Raw genomic sequence first — 18,755 nt, forward strand, 5'->3', positions numbered from 1 at the left:
CTGACCTCTTCAGGATCTTCAACGATCCCTCGGGGCTTCTTCGGGCATCCCGCCTGCGCCCCCCGCAGGGCGTCTCGCCCGGCCGGCCGTGAATTGATCCACGACAAGGCGGTCGAATTTTGATGGCCATAGGCTATCGCCCTGATTTAACTGGACTCCCCCCTCTTCACCGCAGCGCAGGTCCCCCCCGATGCGCATCGCCCCCCTTCTCGCCATCCTGTCGGTCGCCGCCCTTGCGGGCGGCGGCTACACATACTGGAGCAGCAACCAGTCGTCCCGTGTACCGGACGGCTTCGCCAGTTCGAACGGCCGTATCGAGGTCGAGCGTATCGACATCACGGCCAAATATGCCGGTCGCGTGGCCGAAATGCTGGTCCGCGAAGGCGACGACGTGTCCAAGGGCGCCGTCGTCGCCCGGCTGGACGACAACGAGACCCGCGCCCGCCTGCTCGCCGCCCGCGCCTCCGTGCGCCGGGCCGAGGAGGCCGTCGTCAAGGCCCAGGCGGAACAGAGGATCCGCGAGGCCGAATTCGACCTGTCCAAGGTGGAACTCCGCCGGGCGGTGGAACTGGAGCGACGCTCCGCCGGTCCGGTGATGGACGTGGACCGGCGCAAGGCCGCGAACGCGGTGGCCGAGGCTACGGTGAAGGGCGCCCAGGCCGCCGTCGCCGACGCCGAGGCCGCCAAGCAGGCGGCGGAGGCCGAGGTGGCACAGATCGAGGCCGTGCTGGCGGAACTGACCCTGGCCGCCCCCGTTGCCGGTCGCGTCGAATACAAGCTGGTGCAGCTTGGCGAGGTGGTGCCGGCCGGTGGCCGGCTGGCGACGCTCCTGGACCTCACGGACGTGTTCATGACCGTCTTCCTGCCGACCCGGCAGGCCGGTCAGCTCGCCCTCGGGTCGGAGGCACGGATCGTTCTGGACGCGCTGCCCGATTACGTCTTCCCCGCCACGGTCACCTTCGTCGCCGCGGAAGCGCAGTTCACCCCGAAATCCGTCGAAACGGCGGAGGAGCGGGAGAAGCTGATGTACCGGGTCAAGCTGTCCGGCGATCCGGCCCTGCTGGCGACCTTCCGCCGTCATGTCCGGGCCGGACTGACGGGGCAGGCCTATGTCCGCCTTGATCCGACCGTCGCCTGGCCGGAGACCCTGGCGCCGAGGCTGCCCGATGCCACCAACTGAACCGGCGGTCGTCGTCACCGGGGTCGGGCACCGTTACGGTGCCACGGCTGCCCTGATCGACGTCTCCCTGACCGTTCCCGCCGGCGGCACCGTCGCGGTGATCGGTCCCGACGGGGTGGGAAAATCCACCCTTCTCGGCCTGATCGCCGGCGTGAAGAAGCTGCAGACCGGCAGCGTGCAGGTGCTGGGCGGCGACATGGCCTCGTCCGCGCACCGCAACAGCGCCGCCCCCCGTATCGCCTACATGCCGCAGGGCCTGGGCCGGAACCTCTACCCCACGCTGTCGGTGGCGGAGAACATCGACTTCTTCGGCCGGCTGTTCGGCCTGTCGGCCGAAGAGCGGCGCCAGCGCGTGGGCCGGCTGCTGCAGGCGACAGGCCTGCATCCCTTCCCCGACCGGCCGGCCGGCAAGCTGTCGGGCGGCATGAAGCAGAAGCTTTCGCTCTGCTGCTCGCTGGTCCACGATCCGGACCTGCTGATCCTGGACGAACCGACGACAGGCGTCGATCCGCTGTCGCGCCGCCAGTTCTGGTCCCTGATCGCCTCCATCCGCGCCGACCGGCCGGGCATGACGGTGATCGTCGCCACCGCCTACATGGAAGAGGCGGCGCTGTTCGACCGGCTGGTCGCCATGGATGCCGGTCGCATCCTGGCAGCCGGCACGACGGCGGAGGTCCTGGCCGGGGTCGGGGCTGCGACACCGGAAGAGGCTTACCGCGCCCTGCTGGATCCTGCGGGCGGGAGCCATGCGGCCCTGGTCATGCCGCCCCGGCGGGAGGTCGATGGCCCCCCCGCCATCGAGGCCGAGAACCTGACCTGCCGTTTCGGCAGCTTCACGGCGGTGGACCACGTCAGCTTCAGCATCGGCCGGGGCGAGATCTTCGGCTTCCTGGGCTCGAACGGCTGCGGCAAGACCACCACCATGAAGATGCTGGCCGGGCTGCTGCCGGCCAGTTCCGGATCGGCCGCGCTGCTGGGCCGCCCGGTCACGGCGGGCGGCATCGAGACACGGCTGCGCGTCGGCTACATGTCGCAGGCCTTCTCCCTCTACGAGGAGCTGTCGGTCCGCGACAACCTGTTGCTGCATGCCCGGCTGTACCGTATCCCGGAAGCCGAGGTGGCCACCCGGATCGAGCGGGCACTGGACGGGTTCGGCCTGCGCGACGCGGCCGACACGGAACCCGCATCGCTGCCGCTGGGCATCCGTCAGCGGTTGCAGCTCGCCGCCGCCTGCCTGCACGACCCCGAGGTCCTGATCCTGGACGAACCGACCTCGGGCGTGGACCCCGCCGCCCGCGACATGTTCTGGCAGCTTCTGGGCGGTCTGTCGCGCGACCGGGCGGTGACGATCTTCGTCTCCACCCACTTCATGAACGAGGCGGAGCGTTGTGACCGCATCTCGCTGATGCATGCCGGTCGGGTGCTGGCGGTCGGCACGCCGGCGGAACTCGCCCGCGGCCATGCCGGCCTTGAGGATGCCTTCATCGCCCAGCTCGAAGCGGCCGGTGGCGGCGATCCCGGCACGGCGCCGCCCGCCGCCGACGCCCCCCGCACCGCTGGCGCGGACACGGAGTCGGACTCCGGAGCAGGCCGGAGACGGGCGGAGGCCAACCCGGAGTCGTTCATCGTCTCGGCCGGACGCGTCTGGGCCTTCGCCCGGCGCGAGATGGTCGAGGTGCTGCGCGACCGCATCCGCCTGGCCTTCGCGCTGCTGGGTCCGCTGCTGCTGCTGGTCACCCTGGGCTATGGCATCAGCTTTGACGTGGAGGACCTGTCCTACGCCGTCTTCGACCGCGACCAGAGCCTGGAAAGCAGGCGACTGGTGGAAGAGTTCGCCGGCTCGCGCTACTTCTCCGAACGGTCACCGATCCTGACCGATGCGGAGATCGACCGCCGCCTGCGCTCGGGCGAGCTGAAGCTGGTCATCTCGATCCCGCCCGGGTTCGGGCGCGACCTGCTGAGCGGGCACGGTCCGGAGCTGGCGGTCTTCCTGGACGGGGCGATGCCGTTCCGGGCCGAGACGGCGCGGGGCTATGTCCAGGGCATCGCGCTGCAGTATGCCAACCGCCTGCTGACCACCGAGGCGTCCGTTCCGGTGCAGAGCGCCCCGACGCCGAAGGTCGAACCCCGCTTCCGCTACAACCAGGACTTCCGCAGCGCCGCCGCCATCCTGCCCGGCTGCATCATGGTTCTGATGATTCTGATCCCGTCCATGCTGACGGCCGTCGGCGTCGTGCGGGAGCGGGAGATCGGGTCGATCAGCAACCTCTACGCCTCGCCCGCCAGCGTGGGCGAGTTCCTGCTGGGCAAGCAGATGCCCTATATCGTGATCGGCTTCACCAGTTTCCTCTCGCTGGTCCTGCTGGCGGATCTGCTGTTCGACGTCCCGGTGCGGGGCTCGCTGCCGGCGCTGCTGCTGGGAGGGCTGCTCTATGTCGGGGCAGCGACGGGGCTGGGGCTGGTCGTCTCCACCTTCGCCCGGACCCAGGTCGCGGCCATGGCGGCCGCCGCGATCCTGACCACGGTCCCGTCCATCAACTTCTCGGGCTTCCTCTATCCCGCCGCCACCGTCGAAGGGGCAGGGCACTGGATCGGCCTGGGATTCCCGGCCCTCTGGTTCCAGAACGTCAGCCTGGGGACCTTCGCCAAGATCCGGCCGTTCGAGGCGTTCTACCTGGACTTCTTCGTGCTGTTCGGATTCTGCGCGGGCTTCCTGATCGTGGCCAGCCTGATGCTGGCGAAGCAGGAGCGCTGAACCATGCAGCAATGGCTGAAGAACGTCTTCCGCCTGGGCGCCAAGGAACTGGCCAGCTTCATGGCCGACAAGGTGCTGCTGGGCCTGATCATCTACTGCTTCACTCTCTCCATCTACGAGGTGGCGACGGGCGTGAAGACAGGGGTGGAGAACGCCACCGTCGCCATCGTGGACGGCGATCATTCCATCCTGTCGAGCCGCATCGCCCAGGGTCTGCTGCCGCCGGAGTTCGGCCGCACGGTCCTGATGGACCGCTCACAGGTGGACGCGGCGATGGATTCGGGGGAGATCACCTTCTCCCTGGATCTGCCGCCACGGCTGGAGGCCGACCTGCTGCGCCGGCATGAACCGATCGTGCAGCTCAACATCGACGCCACCGCCATGACCCAGGCGGGTCTTGGGTCCGTTTACGTGCAGTCGATCATCCAGCGGGAAACGGCGGCTCTGCTGACGCCGGCGCTGGAGACGCCGTTCCCCATCACACTGGTCACCCGGGCGCTGTTCAACCCGAACCTCGAATCGATGTGGTTCCAGTCGGTGATGGAGGTGATCCGGAGCGTGACGATCCTGTCCATCCTGCTGGTGGGGGCCGCGGTGATCCGCGAGCGCGAGCACGGCACCATCGAACACCTTCTGGTGATGCCGGTGACCGCCAGCGAGATCGCGGCGGCGAAGATCTGGGCCAACGGACTGATCATCCTGCTCGCGGTGGGACTGTCGCTCCTGCTGGTGGTCCAGACGCTGCTGGATGTGCCCATCCAAGGCTCCATCCTGCTGTTCCTGGGCGGTACGGCCATCTATCTGTTCGCCACCACCTCACTGGGCATCCTGCTGGCGACGCTCACCCGGTCGATGCCCCAGTTCGGCCTGCTGGCGATCCCCGTGTTCCTGATTCTCGATCTGCTGTCCGGCTCGACCACCCCCGTGGAAAGCATGCCGGATGGCCTTCAGACCGTTCTCCAGGCCTCGCCTGCTGTCCACTTCGTGAAGCTGGCGCAGGCGATCCTCTTCCGTGGTGCCGGAATCGAGACCGTGTGGCCGCAGATGCTGCTGCTCGCGGGGCTCGGCCTTGTCTTCCTGCTGGTCGCCCTGTCCCAGTTCCGCGCCATGCTGGCGCGCAGCCAGTAGCGTTCGCCAAGGGCGCGGCGGGCGCCCTTCAGCTGCGGCGGGCGGCCCGCTCGATGTCCGCGGGGTCCCAGATGGCCCCGCGGCGGCGGCGGGGCCTGCGACCCTGTCGCCGGGCGCCGTCCCCCGGGGCGGCGCCCGCGCCGTTGTCCGTGTCCACGGACAGGCCGGCCGGTTCGCTCTCCTGATCCAGGAAGGCAGCGTCCACACTCCGCCCCTCTGCGAGCGCCTTCGCCAACCCGACCATGGCATGGCGCACACCGGCCGGGATACGGCGGCTTGCCGAGAGAAGATTCAGGCTTTCGCGGTCCAGGGCCGCATCCCGGCTCCCCACCTGCGTCGCTCCCAGACCTTCGAGAAGATCGGCGGGGGTAGTGTCCAGCGCATTGGCGAGCTTGATAAGAGTTGGCACAGCCACCCGATTGGATCCGCGCTCATACTTCTGGACCTGCTGGAAGGTCAGACCCACCCTTCGGCCCAATTCCTGTTGCGTCATGCCCAAGAGACCACGACGCGCCCGGACCCGCTCCCCTAGGGCGGCGGAAACGGCAGCGTCTTCTTCGCTCTGCCGCGGCCCGCGCCGCCCGCGGTTTCCCTTTTCCACCATGGTCTCACCACTGGCTGGATATTGCCCGGCGAGTATATAACGCGAAAAGCGCGCGAAGAAAACACGCGTGTATTCGGACCGGAATTCGCCGGCTGCGCGAATCCGGAAGGGCTCGGCCCTGTCAGCCCCCACGGACAGCCGCCCGGCACCGACGGGCTACTCCCCCTTGAATCCGGCGCATGGATACCCGCGTCCGCGGGGACGAATCCCGTCCTGCTCCGTTGATCCTTGCAGGCAGAGCAGAAAAGGCATCCGCCGGCTCCCGGGTCGGACGGATCGGACGGGAGGATGAAGCATGCCAGTCGGAAGACGGCCGCGGCGGGAACCGTCCGCCCCCACCCCTGGGAAGAGGTCCCGCCGCACGGGAGGCCGCCGATGACGGCAACCACGCCCGGCAGCCTGACCGGGGCCGAGGACCGGAACCGGATCGGGGGCGAGACCGTCGGCCGCCTGGAACAGCGCCGCCGCCGCGCGGCCCTGCTGTTCCTGCTGCCGACCGTCGTGGCACTGCTGCTGGTCGCGGGCTGGCCGCTGCTGCGCACGGTCTATCTGGGCTTCACCGATGCCCGACTGGGCAGCACCGAAGAGGCGGCGTTCATCGGCTTCGCCAACTTCGGCTACCTGCTGACCGATCCGGGCTGGTGGCAGGCCACCTGGGTCACGCTGAAATTCGCCTCCGCCTCCGTGGTGCTGGAGACGCTGCTGGGCATGGTCATCGCCCTGGTGCTGAACGCGCACCTGCCGGGCCGCGGCCTGATGCGGGCCGCCGTCCTGGTGCCCTGGGCCATCCCGACCGTCATCAGCGCGCAGATGTGGGGCTGGATGTACCACGACCTCTACGGCGTGGTGAACACGCTGCTGGTCGGGATCGGCATCCTCGACGCCCCGGTGGCCTGGATGGCCGATCCCGACACGGCGCTCTGGGCCATGGTGGCGGTTGACGTCTGGAAGACCACGCCCTTCATGGCGCTGCTGATCCTGGCGGCCTTGCAGACCCTGCCGACCGAGATCTACGAGGCCGCGCGGGTGGACGGGGTGCATCCGGTGCGGGTCTTCTTCCGGGTGACGCTGCCGCTGATCCGGCCGGCCCTGATGGTCGCCATCATCTTCCGGGCGCTGGACGCCCTGCGCATGTTCGATCTGGCCTATGTGCTGGCCGGCGGCAATCCGGCCACGGCGACGCTGTCCGTCTATGCCCGGCAGAACCTCGTGGACTTCCAGGACGTGGGCTACGGCTCGGCGGCATCCACCCTGCTGGTGCTGCTGATCCTGCTGATCACCATCATCCTGCTGACGGTCGGCCGCGTGCGGCTGGCCGCCGACACCCGCTGAGGGGGACCGGCATGCGTGTGAAACGGCAGATCGGACAGGCTCTCTTCTACGTCCTCGTGGCGGTCCTGCTCCTCTACACCCTGTTCCCGTTCTACTGGGCGATCGTCTCCTCCCTGCGCAGCGGGCAGGCGCTGTTCAGCACGGACCTGATCCCCACCGACCCGGTCTGGGAGAACTACGCCGCCGTCTTCCGGGAGCAGCCCTTCGCCCGCAACATCCTGAATTCGGTGATCGTTGCCGTTTCGGTCGTGGCCCTGTCGCTGCTGCTGTCCTTGACGGCTGCCTATTCGCTGGGCCGGGTGCGCTTCCGGGGCCGTGGCTTCCTGCTGATGGTGGTGCTGGCCGTCAGCATGTTCCCCCAGGTCGCCGTGCTGTCGGGGCTGTTCGAACTGGTCCGGATCCTGGGCCTCTACAACTCCCTGACCAGCCTGATCCTGTCGTATCTGATCTTCACCCTGCCCTTCACGGTCTGGGTGCTGGCGACCTTCATGCGGGAGCTGCCCAAGGAACTTGAGGAGGCCGCCCTGGTGGATGGCGCCAGTCCCTGGGTCATCCTGACCCGCGTGTTCCTGCCCCTGATGTGGCCGGCCATGGTGACCACGGGGCTGCTGGCCTTCATCGCCGCCTGGAACGAGTTCCTGTTCGCCCTGACCTTCACCTTGTCGAACGAGATGCGGACCGTCCCCGTGGCGATCGCGCTGATCACCGGGGCCAGCCAGTACGAGCTGCCCTGGGGACGGGTGATGGCCGCGAGCGTCATCGTCACCGTGCCCCTGATCGTGCTGGTGCTGATCTTCCAGCGCCGGATCGTCGCCGGCCTGACCGCCGGCGCCGTGAAGGGCTGATCCCCCGGTCCGGCGGCCCGGAAAACGAGCAAGGAAACGAACAAGAGGGAGGAAACCATGGCTGCGGTCGAACTCCGCGACGTGGAGAAGCGGTTCGGCAGGGTCCAGGTGATCCGCGGCGTCGATCTGTCGATCGAGAGCGGCGAGTTCATCGTCTTCGTCGGCCCGTCGGGCTGCGGCAAGTCCACCCTGCTGCGTCTGGTGGCGGGGCTGGAGGAACCGACCGGCGGCGAGGTCATGATCGGGGGCGAGGTCGTGAACGACCGGCCACCCTCGGACCGGGGCATCGCCATGGTGTTCCAGTCCTATGCGCTCTATCCGCACATGACGGCCTACGAGAACCTGGCCTTCGGGCTGAAGCTGGCGCGGGCCGGCAAGGGGGAGACCGACGCGGCGGTGAAGGAGGCGGCGCGCCTGCTCCAGATCGAGCCGCTGCTCGACCGCAAGCCGCGGGAGCTGTCGGGCGGCCAGCGCCAGCGCGTCGCCATCGGCCGGGCGCTGGTGCGCCATCCCAAGGTGTTCCTGTTCGACGAGCCGCTGTCGAACCTGGACGCCGCGCTGCGGGTACAGACCCGGCTGGAGATCGCCCGGCTGCACAAGGAGCTGAAGGCGACGATGATCTATGTGACGCACGATCAGGTCGAGGCGATGACCCTGGCCGACCGCATCGTCGTGCTGAATGCCGGCCGGGTCGAGCAGGTCGGCTCGCCGCTGGAGCTTTATGAGCATCCGGCCAACCGTTTCGTCGCCGGCTTCATCGGCTCGCCGTCCATGAACTTCCTGAAGGTCGCTCTGGCCGGGCTACAGCCCGACGGCATCGCCGTCACCCTGCCCGGCGGGGCCACGGCGGTCATTCCCGTGATCCCGGAAGGAATGGAGACTCCCGGCGCCGACCTGACCCTGGGCGTCCGGCCCGAGCATCTGGCGCTGGGGGAACCGGAGTCCGACGTGCCGTCGGCCAGCATCCCGGGCCGCGCCATGCTGGTGGAGCAGCTCGGCGAAAGCGGCATCGTCCATGTCCGTCTTGCCGACGGAAGCACGCTTGCCGTGCGCCAGCCGGGCACGGTCATGATCGGGCTGGACAGCCCGGTGCAGGTGGTGCTGCCCTTGCACCGGCTGCACCTGTTCGATGCCGACGGAGCCGCCTTCCGCCGCCAGCGTGAGCCGGCACCGCATCAGGCGGAAGCGGCGCCGGGGTCCACCGCCAGTTCCGCCGCCTGACCACCCCTGTCCGCGGGTTCCCGGACGACGCACGACAGACCGGCCGGAGCCGAGGACACCACGCGCATGGACAGCCTGACACCGCTCGAGACCGCCGCGACGGTGCCGGGATCGGACGAAGCCGCGGAGATGGTCCGCAGGGCCGGACGCGCCCGCTGGGCCGTCTTCCTGGTCTTCTTCGTCAACGGCTTCGTCTTCGCCAACTGGGTTCCGCGCGTCGCGGAAATACGGACGGCCCTGGGCGCCTCGGAAGGGCAGATGGGGCTGGCGTTGCTGGGGATCGCCGCCGGCGCCGTGGTCGCCATGCCGGCGGCGGGCTGGGCCGCCGGGCGCTGGGGGACACGGCCGATCTGCCTGGGAGCAGCCGCGCTGCTGGGGCTGGTACTGCCGCTCGCCGGGCTGGCCTCCGACCTGCCGGCCCTGGCGGCGGCGCTGGTCCTGTTCGGCGCGGTCAGCGGCACGCTGGACGTCGCCATGAACGTACAGGGGGCGGAGGTGGAGCGCCGCCTGGGCCGGCCGGTCTTCGCCAGCTTCCACGGCGGCTTCAGCCTGGGCGGGCTGGCCGGGGCCGGGACGGCCGCACTCCTGGCCGGGTCGGGTGCGGACCCGGCGACGCAGTTCCTGCTGATCGGCCCGATTGCCAGCCTCGTGGGCGTGCTGGCCGCCGGGCAGATGCTGCGGCGCGCCGCGGCCGGCGGCCATGCCGGCTTCCACCTCGCGGCCCTGCGCGGGCTGGGCGGGCTGTCGGCCATCGCCCTGATCTGTCTGCTGGCGGAAGGGGCGGTGGCAGACTGGAGTGCCATCCTGCTGGCAGACTGGCGTGCTGCCGGGCCGGAGGCGGCGGGAGCGGCCTTCGCTCTCTTCTCCGCCACCATGGCCGCGGGCCGGCTGACGGGCGACCGGCTGATCGCCCGGGCCGGGGCGCGGGCGGTGCTGACGGGCGGCGGGATGCTGGCCGCCGGCGGCCTGGCGCTGGCGGTCGCCGTGCCGTCCGCGACGGCAACGGTGCTGGGCTTCGGCATCGTCGGCGCCGGCCTGTCCTGTATCTTCCCGCTGACGCTGCTGCTGGCCGCCCGGGCGGCCGGCGCCTCCGCCGGGCTGGCCATCGCCGCGGTCTCGACCGTGGGCTACGGCGCCTTTCTGGGCGGCCCGCCGAGCCTGGGCTTTCTGGCGGAGGCGGTCACCCTGCCCTGGGCCCTGGCGGCCGTGGCGGCGCTGCTGGCCCTCGTGCCCCTGCTGGGCACCCGCCTGCCCCCGCACGCAACAACCTGAGTCGCCGGCCGTTCCATGACGGCGGGCAGGCGGAGTCCGGCCCGGCGCAAAACACGAACCGTCACGGGAGGAAACGGACCATGGGACTGAAGAGCCTGATCCTGGCCGCCGCCGCGACCGCGGCGCTGGCCGCGGCGAAGACGGCAATGGCGGCGACCGTCACCATCTCCTGCGGGGCGCTGGGGGCGGAGCTGCAACTCTGCCAGCAGGGTGCCGAGGCCTGGGCCCAGAAGACCGGCAACCAGGTCAAGGTCGTCTCCACGCCCAGTTCCGCCACCGAGCGGCTGGCCCTTTACCAGCAGATGCTGGCGGCACGGTCGGGCGACATCGACGTCTACCAGATCGACGTGATCTGGCCCGGCCTGCTGTCGCAGCATTTCGAGGATCTGTCCGGCGCCGTGGACAAGGCGACGCTGGCGAAGCACTTCCCCAGCATCGTCGAGAACAACACCGTGGACGGCCGGCTGGTCGGCATGCCCTGGTTCACCGATGTGGGCCTGCTCTACTACCGCACGGACCTGCTGGAGAAGTACGACAGGCCGGTGCCGACCACCTGGGCGGAGATGGAGGAGTCGGCCCGGGTGATCGTCGAGGGCGAACGCAAGGAGGGCGATCAGCGGCTCCAGGGTTTCGTCTTCCAGGGCAAGGCCTATGAGGGCCTGACCTGCAACGCGCTGGAGTGGATCGACAGCCACGGTGGCGGCAGCATCGTCGCCGGCGACGGGGAGATCACGGTCGCCAACCCGCAGGCGGTCGAGGCCATCGGGAAGGCCGCCGGCTGGATCGGCACGATCACCCCGCAGGGCTCCCTGAACTACGGCGAGGAGGAGGCCCGCGGCGTGTTCCAGTCGGGCGACGCCGTGTTCATGCGCAACTGGCCCTATGCCTGGTCGCTGGCGCAGGGCCCGGACAGTCCCGTCAAGGACAAGGTCGGTGTCGCCGCCCTGCCCAAGGGCGGCGATCAGGGCAAGCATTCCGGCACGCTGGGCGGCTGGCAGCTCGCCGTCTCGACCTATTCGGCGAACAAGGAGGCGGCGATGGACCTCGTGCGCTATCTGGCGGGCGAGGAGGAGCAGAAGCGTCGCGCCATGGAGGGGTCGTTCCTGCCGACCATCCAGTCCCTCTACCAGGATGAGGAGACGCTGAAGGCGGTGCCGATCATGCGCGAACTGGTCGATTCGTTGAAGAACGCCGTGGCACGGCCGGCGACCGTGACCGGGGACCGCTACAACCAGGTCTCCACCGAGTTCTTCACGGCCGTCCATTCCGTCCTGACCGGCCAGCGTCAGGCGGACGTGGCGATGCAGGACCTGCAACGCCGGCTGGACCGTCTGAGCAGGGGCGGGCGCTGGTAGATCGCGCCGCTGCGGACCCTGTGGGCCGGGTCCGCAGCCCCGGGACCGAAGGCCGCTCCGCGAGAAAGGAGATGCCGGGTCCGCCCGGATTGGCTATCTAGACCGGCAGAGAATCACCTTCGCATCGGTTTGGAGCCAAGGATGGGTTTGCTTGCCAAGTACCCGGGCCGGGCCTGGGCGGCCGCGCCGGCCGTCCTGGTCGCGGCCTTCGCCGGGACGGCGACGGCGCAGAGCCTGGACGCCTGCCGTCAGATGCAGGACCCGCAGGCGCGTCTCGCCTGCTATGACCGGCTGGGTCCGGCGACGGCGCTGCCGCCGGCCGAAAGCCCCCGCGTCGGCGGCATCCGCCCCACGGCACCGTCGGGAACCTATGCCGTGCCGCCGGCCGTTGCGTCACCGGAACAGAAGTTCGGTGCCGAGAACGTGCGGCAGCCGGCCGGCGTCGCCGCGCCGCGGCCGCAGGAGATCGAGGCGCTGACCGCCCAGGTGGCATCCGTGCGTCAGGCCGGCATGGGCCGCATCGCCGTGACCCTCTCCAACGGCCAGGTCTGGCGGCAGACGGAGACGGTCCGCCTGGATCTTTCCGCAGGCGATACGGTCACGATCGAGCGCGGGGCGCTGGGCAGCTACAACCTGCTGACCAGCCGCACCTCCCGCCTCTACAAGGTGGAACGCACGCAGTAACGGACGCTGGCGTAGCCGGAAGCGTCCCAGGGACAGTCTCGCACGACATCATGAAAAGGGCGGTCGGCCATGGAGCCGGCCGCCCTTTTTCGTGCCCGCCCTGCGCGGACCCGAAGAGCGGCCCCACTTCCGGCACAAAAGGAAGGGGCGGCGGCATCGCTGCCGCCGCCCCCGTGATCCGCGGGGTCGCCCCCTGGATCCGCCTTCTGGATCAGAAGGTGACCTTCACACCGGCGTAGAAGAACCGGCCGATCGCGTCGTAGGTACCGGACGCCGTCTCGGTGCCGGTCTCGTTGCCCGGCAGGTTCGAGAGGATCGGAGCCGGCTTCTTGTCGAAGACGTTGTCCGCACCGGCGTACAGCTCGAAGTTCTCCGTCGCCGCGTAGCGGACCTGGACGTCGTGGTAGAACCAGTTGCCGACGCCGACATTGCCCGGCCACTCCATGGACGCCAGGAACTGGTTGTCCAGGTAGGAGTTGCCGATCCAGGTCGAGGTCCAGGCCACCGACAGGTTGTCCAGACCGTAGATGAGGTTCAGAGCAGCCTTGTCACGCGGCGTCCCGATCTCACCGTTGAAGCTGTCCTTCGCCGCACCCTCCAGCGGAATCTCGTAGCCCTTGAAGACGTGCGTGTAGGACAGGCGGGAGTTGAGCTGACCGGCGAGGCCGAGATCCTCAAGGTCGAGGCGATGGTTCAGCGTGATATCCAGACCGCTGGTGGCCAGGCTGCCGGCGTTGGCCATCGGCTGATCGACCTCGTCGATGGCACCGGCGCTGTTGACGCCGAAGGCCTGATACCGGCGGATCAGCTTGCAGTATTCCTGATCGTTCGTTCGGTAGCACTGGTCGAGGATGAACTGGCGCGGAATGGCCGAAATCGCATCCTCGATCTTCACGTTGAAGTAATCGACCGTCATCGAGAAGGCGGACAGCGCTTCGATGGTCGGGGTGATCACCGCACCGATGGTCCAGGACTTGCCCTTTTCCTCGGAGAGGTTGGGGTTGCCCAGGTCGAAGCCGCTGACGCCCTGAACGTCCGACTGGGTGAGGGTCACCTTGCCGTTCGCCGCGATGTTGGACAGGACGCCCGGGTCACGGCGGCAGTTCTCGCCGATCACGCCACCGCCGGTCGCACCGATACCCACGCAGGGATCGATCAGGCCGGTCGGGTAGTTCTGGCTCGGCGGCGAATACAGCTCGCTGATGTTCGGGGCGCGGACCGACTGGGCGCGGATCACGCGGAAGCGGATGTCGTCGATCGGCTGCCACTCGCCGCCGATGTTCCAGCTCGTCGTCGTGCCGATGGTGGAGTAGTCGGAGAAGCGGACCGCGCCACGCAGGTTGAGCTGCTTGGCAAACGGCAGGTCGGCCAGGATCGGCACGTTCGTCTCGGCGTAGCCCTCGAACACGTCGAAGTCGCCGCGGGTGGCCGGGATGGCGTTACCGGCGTTCAGGCCCGACTGCTGCAGGGCATCGAACTCGGAGCGGCTCCGCTCGGCCCGGTACTCGGTGCCGAGGGCCACGCCCAGCGCACCGGCCGGCAGATCGACGACGTCGCCGGTGACGTTCAGGCCGGCGATGGTCTGCTGCGTGAAGGTGGAGAGCATGCCCGGTGCGGCGATGTACTTGGCCGCCTCGGGGCTGATGGAACCGAAGCCGAACAGGTTGATCGGATGGCACCCCTGGGCGCGGGCATCGGCGTCGCGGCAGATCAGCTCGGTGCGGTTGCCGTTGCTGTTGATGTCGTTGACGTCAACGACAGCGTCCAGCGCCTGGCGGACGCTCTGCACGTTGACCTGGCCGTTGGAGACCTGGCTCTCGCTGGTCTTGCCGTAGCCGAGGTAGGTCTCGTAGCGCCAGCCCTCGACCATCGGGATGTCGCCGTCGGCACCGACCAGGAAGCGGTAGGTGTCGCGGTCGGCGGTGTTGCCGCGGTTGCCGACTTCGCGCAGGCGGCGCGTGAACACCAGATCCTTCAGGCCGTCGCCGTTGGTGTCGGTCGCCGCGTCGTAGAGCGCGGTCGGCACCAGCGGATTGCGCGACCCGTCGGCGTTCTGGATGTTCCAGACGGTGGCCGGGAAGATGTCGTCCGACGCCAGACCGAACGGCTCCATCTCCGTCTTCGTCTGGGTGCCGGCGTAGGTGCCTTCCATGAAGAAGCGGAGGTTGTCGTTCACCTCATAGTCGCCCTGGGTGGCGAAGAGGTAACGCTCCGTCGGAATGGCGATGGTGCGGTAGTCGGACCGGTTGAAACCGTCGGCCGCGCGGGTCTCGGTGCCGTTGGTCGAGAACCCGGAGATCAGGTTGTTGTTCTTGTCGTAGGTGAAGTTGCGCCCGCCGGCGGTGAAACGGCCCTGCGGCGCGTAGCTGGAGTAGTAGGGGCGGGACACGGTGAAGGCGTGGCTCGGGTCGCCGTCCAGGGCGCCCAGCGAGCTCTGGTCCACCGCGGCGAAATCGCGGTTGCGCGAGAACACCGCACCCTGGTTGCTGTAGCCCAGGAAGCCGACGATGTTGCCGCGGTTGTCGTCGAAGTTGCCGCCCATCATCAGGCTGACGTCCTTCTCGATGCCATCCCCTTCCTCGGAGATGCCATAGCGGGCGTCGGCTTCGATGCCTTCGAAGTCCTGCTTGTAGATGATGTTCACGACACCGGCGACGGCGTCGGAGCCGTAGACGGCCGAAGCGCCGCCCGTCAGCACCTCGACGCGGTCGATGAACTGGGTCGGGATGGTGTTCAGGTCGACGGCGGCGCTGCCCGGAATGCCGGAGACGAAGCGGCGGCCGTTGACCAGGACCAGGGTGCGGTCGACGCCCAGATTGCGCAGGTTGATCGTGGCGGCGCCGGCGCTGGCGGTCTGGAAGTTCGAGTTCGTGCGCGAGATCGACGGGGCGCCGAAGGTCGGGTTCTTCAGGAGCACGTCCTGGAGGGTGGCCGACGCGGCGATGTCGATGTCCTCACCGCCGACGACCTGGAGCGGCGAGGGGGAATTCAGGTTGCTGCTGGCGATGCGGGAACCGGTGATGACGATTTCTTCGACCTGGCCCTGCTGGGCGGCGGCCGGCATGGCGGTAATGAGGACGCCGATCGCAGCGCCGGCCATCAGGCCGCGCCTGATCGCAGTTTCTCTGAGGTCCATGAGTGCCATTTCCCTTCGTTCTCTGGAGCAAACCAACGGGCGGCGGAACGGGCCGCGCTGCCATGACGGTGGGCGCACCGTTCGACCAGCCTCCGCGCACCACCGGGGGCAGATGGCTAGCAAGCGTGGGGAAAGGCTCCAACCTTCGGAGTGTCGCGGCTTCACTATTTCGTAACATGTGTGGCACGAAGGGCTCAGTTTTTCGGCAATGCAGACGAGTTATTACCTTATCGAGATGCATAATTGCCTCGTTGTTGCTTGATATCAAATGTATGTATCGAAAAGATATTCTGCTTCGTGGGTCCATTTACGCCAGCCACCCGGGCCCGGTTCGCTTCATCGTGGCAGGCCGGGGCCAGAATACCTGGACCGCCAGCGACTCCTGTCCGACCGGAGACCGGCGCAAGGCCTGCTGTTTCGCGCTTGCGAAAAATTCCACACCCCTTGTATTCTTTTGGATATAGCGGTCCGGGAGATGCAGGCGGTCGTGGCCGCACAGCCGGACCGGCAGGAAAGCCGGGGCACGGGGTGGCGCGATGGAAGGGCCGGGCAGGACCGCAACGACGCTGAGGGCCGGGGAAGTGGCCGTGGACGCCCCGGCGGCAACGGATGCCACGCTCTATTTCATCGGCCGCATCCACACCCCCTGGAGCCGTCCGGAGCAGTGTCCCCGGCAGGGTCGGGACGACGGCCCCGTCTGCCGCATCGAGGTGTTCGAGCCCTGGGTCGCCGCCCTGGATGGCCTGGAACGGTACGGGGAAATCGAGGTGCTGTACTGGCTGGACCGCTCGGCGCGCACCCTGGTCCGCCAGAGCCCGCGCGACGACGGCCAGACCCGCGGCACCTTCGCCCTGCGTTCGCCGCTGCGCCCCAACCCGATCGGCACGCAGATCGTGACGCTGCTGCGGATCGAGGGGCCGGTCCTGCATGTGCGCGGTCTGGACTGCGTGGACGGGACGCCCCTGCTGGACCTGAAGCCCGACCGCCGGATCTTCACCCCCCTCGCCCCGCCCACGCCCGGTGACGCGCCCGGTGGCGGGGTCCCGCCCCGTTCCTGACCGCCGGCCGGGGCCGACGGACCGGCCCCGGCGCCCCCTGCCTGCTGGAGACGCCGCCATGCCGATGCCTGTCCGTCGCCGCCTTGCGCTTCTGCTCGCCTCCACCGTGCTGACGGCCACCGTTCTGACGGCCGCCACGCCCGCGGGCGCGCAGGACCGTCAGCCGCAGGACAGGAACCGGGGGGCGGCGACCTTCGAACTGGGCGAGATCGTCATCGTCGGCCGGCGCACCGACCGTCTCGCCATCGGCAGCACCAGCCTGTCCGACGCCGCCATCTACCGCTTCAACCGGCCGACCCTGGACGAGGCGGCGAGTCTCGTGCCCGGTGTCACCGCGTCCAACTCCGGCGGCTCGCGCAACGAGCGCCTGATCTCCGTGCGCGGCTTCGACCGCTTCCAGGTGCCGCTGTCGATCGACGGCATCCGGGTCTACCTGCCGGCGGACAACCGTCTGGACTTCGGGCGCTTCCTGACGGCGGACGTGGCCGAGGTGCAGATCGCCAAGGGCTACGCCTCGGTGCTGGACGGGCCGGGCGGGATGGGCGGCGCCATCAACCTGGTGACGCGCCGGCCGACCGAGGAGATCGAGCTGGAGGCGAGCGCCACCGTCTCGCTGGACCGCGAGGCCGACTTCGCCGGCAAGACCCTGTTCGGGCTGGCCGGCACCCGGCAGCAGGGCTGGTACGCCCAGCTCTCCGCCGCCCGGAACGACCGCGACCACGACACCCTGCCCGAGGATTTCGCGCCGACCGCTACGGAGGATGGTGGTCGGCGCAACCGTTCGGAGACGGAGGACTGGCGGGTCAACGCCAAGGTCGGGCTGACCCCGAACGATACCGATGAGTACAGCCTGAGCTACACCCGCCAGGAGGGATCGAAGAACGCGCCGCTGCACGTCACCGACCCCGCTTCGGTCCAGCGCTACTGGCGCTGGCCCTACTGGGACCTGGACAGCCTGTACTTCCTCTCCACCACCCGGATCGGTGCCGGAACGACCCTGAAGACACGGGCCTATTACAACGGGTTCGACAACCTGCTGCAGGCGTTCGACGATGCCGCCCAGACGCGGCAGACGCAGGCGCGCGCGTTCGACAGCCATTATGACGACGAGGCCTACGGCGGATCGCTGGAGCTGACGGTGCCGGTTGCCGAGCGCGACACCCTGGCCGCCGCCGTCCACTACCGCCGCGACCGGCACGGCGAATGGCAGACCAGCTTCAGCCCGTCGCGCTTCACCGAACCGGAACAGGTTTCGACGGAAGAGACCTGGTCGGCCGCGCTGGAGAACCGCCTTTCCCTGACCCCGACCCTGCTGCTGACGGCGGGCCTCAGTTACGACTGGCGCGACCTGAAACGGGCGGAGGACTGGGCCGGCGGGGCGACCGGCAGCCCCGTGATCTATCCGACCCGCGACAGCGACGCCTGGAACTGGCAGGCCGCGCTGTCGCAGTCGCTGGGCGACGACGCCGAACTCCATGCCCGCCTGTCGTCGCGCACCCGCTTTCCCACCCTGTTCGAACGCTTCAGCTCCCGCTTCGGGGGTGCCACCTCGAACCCCGACCTGAAGCCCGAGCGGGCGACCAACATCGACCTCGGCGGTTCCTGGACGGCGGGAATGCTCTCCGTCGAGGCAGCGGTCTTCTACAACGACGTGGACGACTACATCGTCGCCGTTCCTTTCCTCTACAACGGCCAGTCCGTCACCCAGAGCCGCAATGTCGGCTCGGGCGAGTTCTACGGGGCGGAGCTGTCGCTGGCGGTGGAACTGACACAGACGCTGACACTGGGCGGCAATTATGCGCTGGTGAAACGCGATATCGACGATCCGACCAGCGCCGCCCTGAAGCCGACCGGAGTGCCGGCGCACACCGCCTTCCTCTATGCCGACTGGACGCCGCTGCCCGATCTCCGGCTGACGCCGACGGTCGAGGTGGCGGGCGAGCGCTGGACGGCAACGACCGACGGGCGGCTCTATTACCGCACCGGCGCCCATACCCTGGTCGGGCTGCGCGCCGACTACAGCCTGACCGACGCGGTGGAGGTCGGCGCCGGCGTGCGCAACCTGTTCGACCGCAGCTACCAGCTCACGGACGGTTTCCCGGAGGCCGGCCGCTCCTTCTATCTCAGTGCCCGGGCGCGGCTGTGACCGCCGGTTCCCCCGCCGTCCCCCCGGTCCCCCTCCCCT

13 protein-coding genes are annotated in these 18,755 nt (G+C 69.0%); 11 read left to right on the forward strand and 2 right to left on the reverse strand.

The window, feature by feature from the left end:
* Positions 1-190: 190 nt before the first annotated feature.
* The 3 genes from RC1_RS17825 to RC1_RS17835 are packed head-to-tail and all read left to right on the forward strand — an operon-like array spanning position 191 to position 5,063.
* Positions 191-1,180 (forward strand): HlyD family secretion protein, encoded by a 990-nt coding sequence (locus tag RC1_RS17825; protein WP_012568842.1) that lies wholly within the window; start codon positions 191-193, stop codon positions 1,178-1,180.
* A complete protein-coding gene (rbbA, locus tag RC1_RS17830; RefSeq protein WP_012568843.1) occupies positions 1,167-3,935 on the forward strand; it encodes a ribosome-associated ATPase/putative transporter RbbA in 2,769 nt (922 codons plus the stop codon). Before RC1_RS17825 ends, rbbA begins: the two co-directional genes overlap by 14 nt.
* 3 nt (positions 3,936-3,938) lie before the next feature.
* The gene (locus tag RC1_RS17835; RefSeq protein ID WP_012568844.1) at positions 3,939-5,063 is read left to right on the forward strand and encodes an ABC transporter permease; all 1,125 of its coding nucleotides are present in this window, start codon (positions 3,939-3,941) and stop codon (positions 5,061-5,063) included.
* Positions 5,064-5,091: 28 nt separating this feature from the next.
* Here RC1_RS17835 and RC1_RS20455 read toward each other — a convergent pair whose 3' ends face one another.
* Positions 5,092-5,667, reverse strand: a complete 576-nt coding sequence (locus RC1_RS20455) for a helix-turn-helix domain-containing protein (protein ID WP_012568845.1) — start codon at positions 5,665-5,667, stop codon at positions 5,092-5,094.
* Between the two features lie 375 nt (positions 5,668-6,042).
* Here RC1_RS20455 and RC1_RS17845 point away from each other — a divergent pair, with 375 nt between their 5' ends.
* The 6 genes from RC1_RS17845 (at position 6,043) to RC1_RS20460 (ending at position 12,376) form a co-directional block, all read left to right on the forward strand.
* Complete coding sequence (locus RC1_RS17845; protein WP_012568846.1) at positions 6,043-6,999, forward strand: carbohydrate ABC transporter permease; 957 nt, start codon at positions 6,043-6,045, stop codon at positions 6,997-6,999.
* Between the two features lie 11 nt (positions 7,000-7,010).
* On the forward strand, positions 7,011-7,844 hold the full coding sequence (locus RC1_RS17850; RefSeq protein ID WP_012568847.1) for a carbohydrate ABC transporter permease: 834 nt from the start codon (positions 7,011-7,013) through the stop codon (positions 7,842-7,844).
* Positions 7,845-7,901: 57 nt separating this feature from the next.
* Positions 7,902-9,065, forward strand: a complete 1,164-nt coding sequence (locus tag RC1_RS17855) for an ABC transporter ATP-binding protein (protein ID WP_012568848.1) — start codon at positions 7,902-7,904, stop codon at positions 9,063-9,065.
* A 66-nt stretch (positions 9,066-9,131) separates the two neighbouring features.
* Positions 9,132-10,337: an MFS transporter gene (locus RC1_RS17860; protein WP_012568849.1), complete on the forward strand. Its 1,206-nt coding sequence runs from the start codon at positions 9,132-9,134 to the stop codon at positions 10,335-10,337.
* Positions 10,338-10,417: 80 nt separating this feature from the next.
* Complete coding sequence (locus RC1_RS17865; protein WP_012568850.1) at positions 10,418-11,692, forward strand: ABC transporter substrate-binding protein; 1,275 nt, start codon at positions 10,418-10,420, stop codon at positions 11,690-11,692.
* A gap of 141 nt (positions 11,693-11,833) precedes the next feature.
* The gene (locus RC1_RS20460) at positions 11,834-12,376 is read left to right on the forward strand and encodes a hypothetical protein (protein ID WP_012568851.1); all 543 of its coding nucleotides are present in this window, start codon (positions 11,834-11,836) and stop codon (positions 12,374-12,376) included.
* A gap of 211 nt (positions 12,377-12,587) precedes the next feature.
* Here RC1_RS20460 and RC1_RS17875 read toward each other — a convergent pair whose 3' ends face one another.
* Positions 12,588-15,512, reverse strand: coding sequence for a TonB-dependent receptor domain-containing protein (locus RC1_RS17875; protein WP_012568852.1), 2,925 nt, complete (start codon positions 15,510-15,512; stop codon positions 12,588-12,590).
* 587 nt (positions 15,513-16,099) lie between these two features.
* Here RC1_RS17875 and tsaA point away from each other — a divergent pair.
* Together tsaA and RC1_RS17885 are read left to right on the forward strand one after the other, a co-directional pair.
* Positions 16,100-16,570, forward strand: a complete 471-nt coding sequence (gene tsaA / locus RC1_RS17880; RefSeq protein WP_234703794.1) for a tRNA (N6-threonylcarbamoyladenosine(37)-N6)-methyltransferase TrmO — start codon at positions 16,100-16,102, stop codon at positions 16,568-16,570.
* A 58-nt stretch (positions 16,571-16,628) separates the two neighbouring features.
* Positions 16,629-18,716: a TonB-dependent receptor plug domain-containing protein gene (locus tag RC1_RS17885; RefSeq protein ID WP_012568854.1), complete on the forward strand. Its 2,088-nt coding sequence runs from the start codon at positions 16,629-16,631 to the stop codon at positions 18,714-18,716.
* Positions 18,717-18,755: the final 39 nt, after the last annotated feature.

It is taken from the genome of Rhodospirillum centenum SW, from assembly GCF_000016185.1.
Classification (GTDB): Bacteria; Pseudomonadota; Alphaproteobacteria; order Azospirillales; family Azospirillaceae; genus Rhodocista; species Rhodocista centena.